The 12,302-nt window shown below is 34.9% G+C and carries 15 protein-coding genes; 1 reads left to right on the top strand and 14 read right to left on the bottom strand.

All coding sequences use genetic code 11. The features are described 5' to 3' along the window. The first annotated feature begins 53 nt into the window (after positions 1-53). Positions 54-371: a rhodanese-like domain-containing protein gene (locus GQ45_RS07325; protein ID WP_231555167.1), complete on the top strand. Its 318-nt coding sequence runs from the start codon at positions 54-56 to the stop codon at positions 369-371. 200 nt (positions 372-571) lie between these two features. On the opposite strand, the gene GQ45_RS07320 is transcribed toward GQ45_RS07325, so the two are convergent. The 14 genes from GQ45_RS07320 to GQ45_RS07250 form a co-directional block, all read right to left on the bottom strand. Next, complete coding sequence (locus GQ45_RS07320) at positions 572-955, bottom strand: DUF3037 domain-containing protein (protein WP_047416353.1); 384 nt, start codon at positions 953-955, stop codon at positions 572-574. After that, positions 945-1,724, bottom strand: a complete 780-nt coding sequence (locus GQ45_RS07315) for a HipA family kinase (RefSeq protein ID WP_047416351.1) — start codon at positions 1,722-1,724, stop codon at positions 945-947. The genes GQ45_RS07320 and GQ45_RS07315 overlap by 11 nt, the downstream gene beginning before the upstream one ends. Before the next feature lie 149 nt (positions 1,725-1,873). After that, entirely contained in the window at positions 1,874-3,034 is a 1,161-nt protein-coding gene (locus GQ45_RS07310) for a serine hydrolase (RefSeq protein ID WP_047416350.1), read from the bottom strand. Then, positions 3,031-3,495, bottom strand: coding sequence for a hypothetical protein (locus GQ45_RS07305; RefSeq protein ID WP_047420161.1), 465 nt, complete (start codon positions 3,493-3,495; stop codon positions 3,031-3,033). Before GQ45_RS07305 ends, GQ45_RS07310 begins: the two co-directional genes overlap by 4 nt. Positions 3,496-3,700: 205 nt before the next feature. Further along, on the bottom strand, positions 3,701-4,174 hold the full coding sequence (locus GQ45_RS07300) for a hypothetical protein (protein WP_047420159.1): 474 nt from the start codon (positions 4,172-4,174) through the stop codon (positions 3,701-3,703). 190 nt (positions 4,175-4,364) lie between these two features. Continuing rightward, complete coding sequence (locus GQ45_RS07295) at positions 4,365-4,934, bottom strand: hypothetical protein (RefSeq protein WP_047416348.1); 570 nt, start codon at positions 4,932-4,934, stop codon at positions 4,365-4,367. Between the two features lie 22 nt (positions 4,935-4,956). After that, on the bottom strand, positions 4,957-5,640 hold the full coding sequence (locus tag GQ45_RS07290; RefSeq protein WP_052188150.1) for an ankyrin repeat domain-containing protein: 684 nt from the start codon (positions 5,638-5,640) through the stop codon (positions 4,957-4,959). A gap of 152 nt (positions 5,641-5,792) precedes the next feature. Next, the gene (locus tag GQ45_RS07285; protein WP_231555166.1) at positions 5,793-6,392 is read right to left on the bottom strand and encodes a GNAT family N-acetyltransferase; all 600 of its coding nucleotides are present in this window, start codon (positions 6,390-6,392) and stop codon (positions 5,793-5,795) included. Between the two features lie 60 nt (positions 6,393-6,452). Further along, positions 6,453-8,606, bottom strand: a complete 2,154-nt coding sequence (locus GQ45_RS07280; protein WP_081980897.1) for a UvrD-helicase domain-containing protein — start codon at positions 8,604-8,606, stop codon at positions 6,453-6,455. Positions 8,607-8,609: 3 nt separating this feature from the next. Next, the gene (locus GQ45_RS07275; protein ID WP_047420153.1) at positions 8,610-9,248 is read right to left on the bottom strand and encodes a viroplasmin family protein; all 639 of its coding nucleotides are present in this window, start codon (positions 9,246-9,248) and stop codon (positions 8,610-8,612) included. A 145-nt stretch (positions 9,249-9,393) separates the two neighbouring features. Next, positions 9,394-9,993, bottom strand: coding sequence for a GNAT family N-acetyltransferase (locus tag GQ45_RS07270; protein ID WP_231555165.1), 600 nt, complete (start codon positions 9,991-9,993; stop codon positions 9,394-9,396). Positions 9,994-10,393: 400 nt separating this feature from the next. Next, entirely contained in the window at positions 10,394-10,594 is a 201-nt protein-coding gene (locus GQ45_RS07260) for a PspC domain-containing protein (protein WP_047416340.1), read from the bottom strand. 73 nt (positions 10,595-10,667) lie between these two features. Next, complete coding sequence (locus tag GQ45_RS07255; protein ID WP_047416339.1) at positions 10,668-11,222, bottom strand: hypothetical protein; 555 nt, start codon at positions 11,220-11,222, stop codon at positions 10,668-10,670. A 61-nt stretch (positions 11,223-11,283) separates the two neighbouring features. Continuing rightward, on the bottom strand, positions 11,284-12,114 hold the full coding sequence (locus GQ45_RS07250) for a hypothetical protein (RefSeq protein WP_047416337.1): 831 nt from the start codon (positions 12,112-12,114) through the stop codon (positions 11,284-11,286). Between the last annotated feature and the right edge of the window lie 188 nt (positions 12,115-12,302).

The following is a 12,302-nucleotide window of genomic DNA, read 5'->3' as shown; positions in this document are numbered from 1 at the left end:
TCTTTTTTTTTCTTTTTATCAATTTTGGATGCTCTCAAATACCAAGTAAACCTATGGCTGAAGTGACAGCAGAGGAATTAAGTAAAGTGGTTTTACTCGATGTACGCACTCCAGAAGAATTTAGTGAAGGTCATATACCAAATGCTTTAAACATCAATTGGTTCGATGAAGACTTTTTAGACCAAGCAGATAAAGCACTTCCAAAAGACCAAACTATTTATCTGTACTGTAGGTCGGGGCGACGTAGTGGTTTGGCCGCTGAGAAATTAATCGCTTTGGGGTATACGATACTGGATTTAGAAGGTGGGTATCAGGCGTATCAAAAAACGGAGCACTACTTAAAGAAGATCGAGTCTAAAGGGAATAACTAGCCAATAAACGCTGTTCTGTTGCTGCCCGTACCTTAGGTTACAATAAAAATACTGTGACTAGGGTAGGTGGTATTTTTTATAATGTACTTATAAAGTGGTCTCAAGCTGCTTTGTAGGGATTGGCGCAACTACAAAACCCATACGTATACGTTTCATTGTTTTAAAAGGCTATTTTGGGTAGTAGCTCACATACTACTAATTTACAAAACGCAGGCCTTAAAAATAGCCAATAATTCTTTTTCTGGATCTGTGCACAAGCCCGTATGGGTCATTGAACTTTGTATGATGGTACTGCGAGACGCCGTTAACCAACGAAAACGATCTACCTGATCTAGTTTTCCGATACGACCACCAGAAGCTTCGCCTTTGCATACCAATTCCCAACCTTTTAAATAGGCTTTGAGGTCTTCAACGTCTTTTTCACAACAAAAACTGCTTAATTTTTTAGGATCTATATGGTAGCTTATGCCTAAGAATTTTTTTGACTTGCAGAATAAAATGACCCCGACATTAAAAAATTCTTCGCGCTCTACCTTAGGTACAATGCGGATAATGGCATACTCGTATTTTACGCTATCGTGCATCTTCCGCTTCTTTAACCAGTACATCAATCATCGCAAGTTTTGCTTTCAAGTACTCCAAATACGCCTGCCGCATTTCGTTAGGTGTCATCACATCTGTTTCATTCTGCAACCATTCTTCAGGGATTAATGCAATAATCTCTTTTATTTTTTCATCCGTCAAGGCTTGTTGAATGTCTAGCGATGCTTTTGTCAATACAGTCGCAGGCTCTAGAAGCACATGATCTTTAATCATGGGGAAGCTTCGCGTTAAATGGTTTTTATAGGTACTCCAATTATGATGAAAATAAAAACTAGCACCATTATCTATCACCCATAATTCCCGATTCCAATCGAGTAGGTTGGTGTTTTTGGCTGTACGATCAATATTGCTGATAAGGCTGTCTAAAAGCAGTACTTTTGATGCTGTTAAAGCATCTATGGTAGAGACCAAAGGATCATACGTAATAGCACTCGATAAAAAGTGTAAGCCCAGATTAAGCCCAACGCTAAACTTTAATAAGTCTTGAATTTCTTCATCTGGTTCGGTTTGGCTGAAGGTATCTTCTAAATGCATAAACACCAATTCAGGCATTTTTAACCCGACAGCCCGAGCAAGTTCGCCCCCCAAGAGCTCGGCAATCAAGGCTTTTTTACCTTGCCCCGCACCTCTGAACTTTAGTACATACAAAAAGTCGTCATCAGCCTTTACAATAGCAGGCAAAGAGCCACCTTCGCGTAAAGGCTTTATGTATTGTACCACATTAACCGTCCTTATTTCAAGCTTATTCATGGCTACGAAGATAAAAAAAGAATGTGCAGGTTGTAGTGGTGCATTTTAATAAAGTGTAACTTTCTGAATACGGTAGTTTATAAATCGTATCATAAGTTCACCAAAACTCAAAAATGCATGTGGGCTGTGCGTACTTCCCTAGACATTGCTTACTTTTTTAGGGCTTGGTTCACCAAATTCATGAATTCGCTCATGCTTCTGTTGTCCATCCATCGTGTCACGACCACCAAGTCATTGGCTTCATCAATAACAATAAAATTTCCACCAAAACCAGCAGCAAAGTACACCTCAGAAGAAACGTCTTTCCATTCTTTACCCAAATTACCCCCTCTATCGGTATTGAGCCACCACATATAGCCATAATTGCGCTGTGCAGCTGAAGGTTGATGGGCCATCTGCACCCATTTTTCGGATAGTAATTGTTGATTTTTCCATTTGCCTTTTCTTAAAAATAATAGGCCAAACCTAGCTTGGTCTATGGCACTGATAAAGATACCACCACCTGAGTGGCCACCACCACTAACCGACTGCATCATCAAGCCATCCACATTGCTAAACGAATTTTCATAGCCATACCAACGCCAGGTCGTAGAGGCCCCAATGGGATCCATAATTTTTTCTTTAAGTAGGGCAGGCAATGGTTTTCTCCAAACTTGAAGTAACGAATAGGCAAGCAGGTTAACGCGCACATCATTGTATTCATACACAGTGCCCGGCTCGTTGAGCTTCCTGTTTTTCCAATCATCTATATTTCCTTCCCTCGGTGGTCGGTCTGCCCAATCATGCAGTCCAAATAGCGTTCCGCTCCAATCAGAAGACTGGTTGAGTAAATGATCCCAGGTAATTTTTTTATTATGGTTCCCTTCAAAAGTACCATCCCAAACATAATTTTTTACACTGTCATTGACGCTTTTTATAAGCTTTTCGTCAACGGCCAACCCTGCCATGGTAGAAAGAAAACTTTTTGTGACACTAAAGGTCATGTCTACACGATGAATATCTCCCCATTGGGCTACGATATAGCCATTTTTTAAGATGAGACCCGCTGGACCCCCGCGTTCTTTCATAGGGCCTAACATCTTATACTCCGGTTCTCTTGCATAGGCTTTGAGATTGGCAATGCGCAAATCTCTCTCAACCTTGTTTTCATTGTTTAGAGCAAAAGTAACGGCGCTATCCAAATAAGTCTTGTTCAACTTTAGTTCAGCCGCTGATTTTACTTGCCAGTTTTCGTCTGGAAAATAATTGGTCTGTGCTTTTACCATAGAAAAGCATAGGCTGAATACAACTAGTAGAATGCTATTTTTCATAATTTTATTTCTAAGTTAATTTGTCTTCCTTCTTTTAATGCTTTTTGGTCCATTTTGCTGCCTACCGCGATCCCAATGGCCATTCCGATAGGTAGCCCAATGCCAAGCAATCCCATATTTTTAAGAATGGCTCCAAAAGCCACTCCAATAGGAATCCCAAATGTGGCCATGCCAAGGGCCAACCACGTATTTCGATAGTGATTTTTTGTCACGAGTTTAAGCTCTTTCTCTAGCAGTTGCAGTATACTTGACTGACTCTTTCTGATTTGTTTTCCCCACTCTTTTTCTGAACCTGAAATAGCGTTAATTTGATCTATATGGGTATTGATAGCTAGTATCAGTGGATCAGAAAGTTCTCTGGTTTTCAATTGCTTTAAAAGTTCGTTGAATTGCGTAACGGCGCTCATTAGCTTTTTATTTTCAGCGATACTTGATCTTTTCTTTAGTTCCTTAATTTCCATGGTTATACTTTTTAGGAAGCAGCATTTTGGGCTTTCCCATTTTAGGACAGCTCTAAATTCGACAAAATTATTAGTAAGGCGAAATTTAAAAAAGAATTTAAATGTTTTAGGGACTATTTTCTTAAATGAAGTGTAAAGATGCTTAGGGCAGGTAACTGGTCTTAAGCCATCAGTATGCACAGCTTTAGGAGGTAAGGGTATTGCTTTAGGTTATTAAAAAAACCAGATCTGCTAGCAATAGTAGCTGAAGTATAAAAACTAGACTCCCTATTTTCTTGTGATACCCATAGGCCAAAAAAATTGCAATGAGCGCTAGTAAGGGAAGAACAAGTGCAGATACAATTCTTAAAGAAGAATAAGATTTTTTTTCAGAGTCAAGCAATCGATACCAGTTTACTTCTTTAAATAGGGGAGAAACAGCGTATTCGATTTTTTTATTTTCCAGTTCTAAGGCCGCAAAATCTTTGGTCACTAAAAATGAATGATCGTTAGTGATTACTTTATACGAATAATGGTAGTTTCTGGCGGCATTGTAATAGTTTTGTCGCACCTGTTGTACCTCGATGATGTCATCGTTTACAAGGCTTCCCGGCGCAACAAAATCAACTAGGATGACTAGCGCCGCCAAAGTAGATATGGCATAGCATAGGAGCTTTAGTTGATGTTCTTGTTTTTTCATCCTTAGATTTTGATGCTTGTTTCCCCAGCTTTTTAAGCTCGTTGCCCTTAGGCCTACGTTGGCTTTATGGTGCAGTACAGCACGAAAGTTAGCCAATTAAAACTGAATAGAAAAACCAAGATTCCTTAGGCTTCGGGCTTCGTGAAAAGGGGAGGAGTAGTTATTTTTTTACGCAATTGGCCACTGATCTTCACTCCTTGGCCTTAGCTTGACTTTTTTTATACAAGGCTATAGCATTCACATAGTCTATGGCACCTTTCATGCTTAAGTCATAAATAAAACCGTCTAGTTCGGGGTGGTTGCGCTGCACCCATTGCACTAAAGTGTTTACTTCTTTTTCCCATACTTCCCAATCGGCATCACTACAGGCTATGTTTTCAATTTTGCTTATTTTTCCTGATGTAAAATAAAACTGATAGCGACAGGTCATGGGGCTATTCTTCAAAAATTCAAGTTTTAAAGAAGTCAAAGAAACGGTGGCAATTGTTTGCTCCGCCTGAGTGTCTATGCTCAGCAATTTGTAAGTAGGCTTAAAAACAGAATCCCATTTAAATTTTTCATAGTAACTTTCACGGGAAAAGGCCATGGTATAATCGCCTTCGATAGTGATAAGGCTATCCGCTATGGTTTTTTTTACTTGGCTATAGTCCGCATTCTTAAAGCCTTTGAAGTACGCCGTGATTAACTCAGAAGGCGTATTGTTTTTTTCGCTGCAACTAGAAATTATAAGGACTATAAAAATGACTAAAATGTTCTTCATGGGTTCGAGGTTCTTTTGCTGCTTATTGCTTTTTTTTTGCGTTCGTGCTTGTATGGCTAACTAGTTGTCGTATCAATTCTGCAGTTTCGGTGAATGCTGATTCTTCTGCCATTGACAAAGGGGTCTTGCCATTATCTGTTTTTGCCTTAAGGTCTGCTCCATGGTCAGCAAGAAGCTGTACAAGCGCTGTTTGTCCGTTGTGGGCAGCAGCATGAAGAGGCGTTATGTTTTGCATTTGTTTTGCATTCACGTCAGCACCATTTTGAATTAGAAGTGCAGCCATCTTTAGGTTCGAGCTTGCGCAAGCGGAATGCAGTGGCGTAACTTTGAATGAGTTATTTGCGGCAACATTGGGGTCAGCCCCTTTTTTGAGAAGTTCCTGAGCTAGGTTTAAATGATTAAAAAACGCAGCAAGTCCCAATAAGGTAAAACCGTCAGCCGAATAGCCATGTAATAATTCTGGTTTTTGATTTAATAATAGCTTCAGGTGTTCAAGATCTCCCAACGTTGCTGCTTCGAAAATATCGAGATGAGGTATGTGTTCTCTTAGAATGGCTATCGCTTCAGCATTTCTGCAATACGCAGCAAATTGCAATAATGAAATTCCTTGGTCAGTCTTAATCGCTGCAAGTAAAGGGTCTTGATTCAATGTATCCGCTAATTGTACCTTATCTCCTGTTTTAATTAGTTCAATTAGTTTTTTCATCTTCAGTGGTGCTATGTTTTAGGTATCCTATACCATGCTTCGTATAAAAGTAGTGGTGCATTAAAACACGCGTACTTTTGGAACGTCATATACTTTGTAAAATACAAAAAAGTTCCATTTTTTACCTGAACCGGTATTGCTTTGATTTACGGTTAGCGGCTGGCATTTGTTTGAAGTTTTTGTTTTACGCTGTTGTTCCATTCGTCTTTTAGTATGCTCAAAACAATGCTATCCCTTCGTTCTCCATTTGGTGTATAGGTGTTACTTCTTAGCACTCCCTCAACAACACAACCCATACTTTTCATGGCATTTATACTTCTTTGGTTTTTATAATCCGCTCTAAATTCTACCCTTTCCATGTTCAGAACATCAAAAGCAAATTCTAAAAGCAATAATTTACAATTTTTGTTTATGCCAGTTCCTTGAAATTCTTTTCCGTACCAAGTATAGCCAAGTTGTGATGAAGCGTTATCTACTTGAATATCATAAAATCTTGTACTTCCTGCATATTGATTTTTCCGCTTGTCATATACAAGAAAGGCATATGAATTTTTATTTTTTCTTGCTTCAAGTGCCTTGTCAATATAGATTTTCATTTTTTCAGCTGAACTTGCTTGAATTAAAGCGTAGGTCCATAATTCAGGTTCATTCGTTGCAAAGTGCACTAAATGATCAAAGTCAGTTGCTTTTAAAGGGGTTAACCTCACGATGCTGTTTTCAAGAATATAATCTTCTTTAAAGTCCATCATCATACGTTGCTTGTGCTTATTTTATTTTCTTAAAACATGCCCTTTTTTTATGGTTTTTGTTTTTTATTCATCAAATTTCTGTTCTTCGCCGCAATATGGACAAAATGCGAATCCTTCGTCTAATCGGTTGCTACAATTCGAACATAGTGTTATATCCTCAATTACAGATTTAAAAGGAATACTTGTCTTGAATGTAAAATCATCTGGAATTTCTTTTAAGAAACTTGATTCATTTCCTTTCTCCGTAATAAGGAATAATTCATCTTTTGCTCTTGTAATTGCAACGTAAAACAGTCGCCTTTCTTCTTCAACCAACAAATCGTGATTTGATTTTTTGATTACTTGGTAAATTCTGTCTTCCATCCAAATGTCAGGAAAGCCTCCATTACCTTCTGTTAAGCCGATTATGAATACTGCTTTTGCTTCAAGTCCTTTAGAAGCGTGAATTGTTTTGCCTGAAACAAATACTCGTTCTTGTTTAAATCTTTCAAAATATGGGCTATACATTTTACTTCTTCGATATAGAAATAGAATGTCTTCTTTTGTATACCCTTTATCTTTTAGCGTATTGATTTGATCAAGTACATATTCAATGTTTTCAGCTTGGTTTTTACCTGCATAAACGCGAATTTTACTATTTGACTTTTTGTTTGAGCGAACATCTTTGTCAACCTTAAATTTGTTGTGTTTGATTACTTCATTACTAGCACCAACAATGTATTCAGTACTTCTGTAATTCATACTCAACTTTAAAGTTTCTGATTCTTTAAAGTGGTCTTTGAAGTTAACTATATAATCTACATTTGAGCCTCTGAAACCATAAATACTTTGCCAATCGTCTCCAACACAGAAAAGTTGATTATTGTCTGTTAGTAGAAGTTTTATTAATTCAACTTGTAAGTTATTCACGTCTTGGAATTCATCTACAAGAATGTACTCATATTTTCCTCTAAACTTGTCTGCAATTTCCTTGTGATTCTTGAATAACGAAATAGTTCTTGTAATCATATCGTTAAAGTCGAGATATGATTTGTTAGTGCAAAATGATTGATATTGCTCGATGATTGGAATTGCAAGTTTATAAAAGTCTCTTACTCTTTCGTGTTGGTCTTCTTGTGATTGTTCTAAAACGTTTTTCGTTGGAAAGTTTTCCACTTTAATCATATCAATCACTCGCATTGTTTGACGCAAAAAGTCCTTAACTTCTTTGTGGTAATATTTGAATTCTTCTTCAAATGATAAAGAAGTTGAAAAATGATAGTTTGAAGGAAGCTTATTTTTTACAATGCGTTCTAATGCTAAATTAAATAGAGCAGTATCTTTTGTTTGATGCTCAAATGTTTTAACAAGTAATTTATTTGCTTTATTGAATTGTTGCTCTTTCCCTTTTGTTGGGTAGCTTTTTTGACTTACGTGCTCCAAATATAAATTAGCTTCTGGAATATAGAAATCTGGTCGAAAATCAAAATCTCTAAAGTTTACGTTAGGCTCATATTCAAATTTAACGCTGTGGCGATAAAGCCAATCAGCTATATATTGTTCAGATTTAGACCTAACTTTTGTTCCATTTAATGTTGTATAGAATTTACCATCTTTTGGTAAAGAAATACGTTTGTCTTTTTCAATATGAATTTTATCAATCATATAATCTAAAATATACCTTTTCAAATCGAGTAGATATTCATTAGATTCACAGTTCTCGATTAAGATTTTATGATTGACCTCAAAAGCAGTTTCTGTTGCCGAGTATTTGGCAAATTCATCATCTTTTGCTTTAGTGTCTCCAATAATTTTGAATTTGTTGTCAAACTCATTTACACCAAAGTTTCTGATAATGCTGTAACAGAGGCTATGAAACGTTCTTAAAGTTAAGTTGTCAATCCATTTGTGCTTTTTGGTGAAAAAGTAGCGTTCAGTATCTTTCTCTTTGGTTGTTCGATTTTTGTCTGCAAGAATTTCAGCATATTCTTCCGTGTCGTCTGCTGAAATGATTAATCTATCAAGCATTTCATTAGCAGCATTTTTAGTAAATGTGATTGCCAAAATATTGTTTGGATTTACAGCTTTTTCTTCAATGAGATAGATTAGTTTTTGAAGAAGTGTTTTAGTTTTTCCTGAACCTGCACCTGCAAGAACAAGAAGTCTTTTGCATTCGGAAACTACCGCTTGACTTTGTTTTTCATTTAATCCGCTTAAATCAGTTTTGGTTGTCTGCATAGTTTATTTTCTTCCAAAATCAGCTGGAATTTCTCCCCAAGCTTGAGTTTCCCATTTTAAAATTTTATTTTCTATTTTATTTTCGTTCAACCATTTAACAGCTCTATCCATTAATTCAAATGATTTGCTATTTTGGTGGCTTTTTTCAAGGCTTGTTCTATATATCTTACCCTTTACCCAACTTATCGCTGTTTTACTGTCTGTATAGATAGGTCTTTTGTCATTTGCTTTTTTCATATGTGCAAGCGTATGAACTAAACCTAAAAATTCTCCAACGTTATTTGTAGAATCATACAAAGGTCCAAAATAAAATATTATTTCTTTTGTTTTGGTGTCAACACATTGATATTCCACAATTCCAGGGTTTCCGCTACAAGCAGCATCTACTGAAACAGACTCCAAGTTTGGTTCTCCAATTAATTCAAGTTGTTCTTTTGATAGAGTACTTTCAAAAAAGGTTTTGCCTTTGTATTCCTCATAGTTTTCAGAATATGCTTTTTTAGCAAGTTCAAGAGTTGTGAATGATTTATATTCAGCACCTTTGAAACCGTGAATTGCGTTTTTACATTCTTCCCAAGATTCCAAAATTCCAGTTTTAGAACCTTTCCAAACGACATAATATTTCTTCTTTTTTTTACTCACGATATTTCGTTCAAACTTGGAGCTAACGTTTAGTATATAAAAAGTAGGCGATTTCGAAGCACGAAACTTTCGGTTAAGCACAAAGTTTGATGCGAGCCAAAAGCTTTGAATTCATTACTGTTTTGCCTATTTTTTATATTCATTGTTAGTGGTTGGCATATACTTGAAGTTTTTGTTTTACGCTGTTGTTCCATTCGTCTTTTAGTATACTCAAAACAATGCTATCCCTTCGTTCTCCATTTGGTGTATAGGTGTTACTTCTTAGCACTCCTTCAACAACACAACCCATACTTTTCATAGCATTTATACTTCTTTGGTTTTTATGATCCGCTCTAAATTCTACCCTTTGCATTTTCAGAACATCAAAAGCAAATTCTAAAAGCAATAATTTACAATTTTTGTTTATTCCAGTTCCTTGAAATTCTTTTCCGTACCAAGTATAGCCAAGTTGTAAGGAAGCGTTATCTACTTGAATATCATAAAATCTTGTACTTCCTGCATATTGATTTTTCCGTTTGTCAAATACAAGAAAGGCATATGAATTTTTATTTTTTCTTGCTTCAAGTGCCTTGTCAATATAGATTTTCATTTTTTCAGCTGAACTTGCTTGAATTAAAGAATAGGTCCATAATTCAGGTTCATTCGTTGCAAAGTGCACTAAATGATCAAAGTCAGTTGCTTTTACAGGGGTTAACCTCACTATGCTGTTTTCAAGAATATATTCTTCTTTAAAGTTCATCATCATACGTTGCTTGTGCTTATTTTATATGGATAACAGCATTATAAATTGGTTTTAAAAATCTAGTTAGAGCAATAAATGCAATTACCATTATGAAGCGATAGTCTCTAAAAATAGTATTCGGGTACAAGTCAGTCAGCGCTATTATTAAAATTAGTAAAGCTAAAATCCAAACTAATGCAATGCTAATTAAGCCTGCTTTTTTCATGAAAAATATGGTTTCAAAATTCTTAATTTAACTACTTAATTGTTGCGTTCCCTAATGTATGGCAAGGTGTTTTAAGTACCCAATTTAGCACATACAAACCGAATATAAAATCTGCCTTGGATTTTTGTAAGTAGTCAAGTACTAGCTATTAATTATACACGGCTTTGTGTTTAGCTTCGTTTGTTTGTTTTTAAACCGCTATACTAAAGAGTCATTATTAGCATTAGGCATCACGAAGCTTAAAATAGTATATATGATTAATCCAGCAGCGCCTAACATTGTAGCGACAACGAATAGTATTCTTACGTGCGAAGTTTGCCAACCAAGATATTCAGCAATTCCAGAACAAATTCCAGCGATCATTTTGTCATTAGATTTCTTAAGTTTTTTAGTATTCATATTTCATATGGTTATTTAGTTACACACAACTACCTTTGATTAAGCACTAAACCTCAATTATTTTTATATGGTGTTAGGGTGCGTTTTTTATTTTAGTCTTTATTTTCTGAATAAGCTTTTGTTCTACATTGCGATTACAAATATAATTTACAGGGAATTTAAGTCCGAACAAACCATAGCTTGAGAAGTTTAAAAGTAAATCATCATGATCGTAAATTAAATATAATTTACTATAGTTTCCAATTTGTATCTGCCACATAGGAATATTCATAATTTTTAAATATTCAGAATTTTCAGTAAAACTCCATTCTCTTTGTTCAGTTAGTTGAAATAAATATTTTTCAATAATCAGTTTATTTTTATCAGTTAAAATATTCTTTTCGCGATGTAACTTGTCATTTTTTAAATACCAATAAATAAATAAGGTAGAAATAATAATTGTTATAAGTGGGATCATTAAAGTTCCTATATTATCAATTTCAATTTTTAAGAATGAATCAATTGTAAACATAAAAAGTAGAGAACCAAAAAGCAAAATAATATAAATTACTTCAGTTACTTTTAAAATTAAGCTTCTGCAAATCAATCTATTATTTTCTATAGATTTTTCAACATCAATTTCATTCATTTATTTCGTCTGTTATTAAATGCATCCTAACGTTTAATGTAAAATACGTTTCAATGCATTTTTATATAGTGTTAGGTACAGTTTTTTTAAGCGTCTTTAATGTTTTTATTAATCTAGATATAAATTCTTCTTGTTTTTGCTCGCTTAATAATTCAATGGATAAAAATGGATTCAAATCTTCTAACTCTACAAGCAATAGTGAATTGTCTCTGAGCCTACAGGCATCAACTCGAGTAATTCCATGTTGAATATTGTTCCATGTAATAAATTTATCTGCGAACTTTATATCTTCTAGCGATGCTTCAATTTCTTTAAGTTCCCACCTTTTATTTTTATCGGGAGCATACAGAGCATATTGAAATTCATTATTCAAATAATAAAAAGAGATTTCATATTCAAAATCAAGGTAAGGCTGTATAAGTTTATTTTTTAATTCAGTATCTAATAGTTCTTCTTTACTGAGAATTTCCATTCCAATAGAATCCGCTCCATTTTTAATCTTTATCAGATACTTTTCTGGGTTGCCTAATTGACTTAGGTCAGACAATTTATCAATTGTTGGAATAACTGGGAACCCTATATTTGTTAAGTTTAATAAATACTCTTTCCCTCTAATATCAGCTTTACCATCAAAAGAATTAAAGGTCAAAATGTTGTTGTTAGAAACTTCATGTAGAAATTTTTGAAAATAGTCACTAAAATACATGACTACTCCGGTATTTCTGAAAATCACAATGTCTACATAATTCAGATGTGAAATTGCTTGCTGTGGATTCCCAATAAGAATGTTAAAATGCTCTTTTAGTTTTGACGTAATAAATAAATCTTCTTCATAATATTTTCGTCCTTTCGCATTATAATATAAATCAGTTAAATAAAGTATTGTTATCATTCGATTATTTTGCTTTTCCTAATGTTTAATCTAATTGTACCTAGCGTTTAGGCTATGGCAAGTGGGGCAGGCAAGGAAACTTTTCGTTACCGTCTACGCACGAAGCTAAAGCTTATTGTTTTGCTTTTTCTTTTTTTGTTCCAAAGCTAAATCCATAAGATTTAGCGACATTATAAATATACACAGAC

This window comes from Cellulophaga sp. Hel_I_12, assembly GCF_000799565.1.
GTDB lineage: Bacteria > Bacteroidota > Bacteroidia > Flavobacteriales > Flavobacteriaceae > Cellulophaga.
Note: the sequence above shows the minus strand (reverse complement) of the source record. Positions and strands in the feature narration are given on the sequence as shown.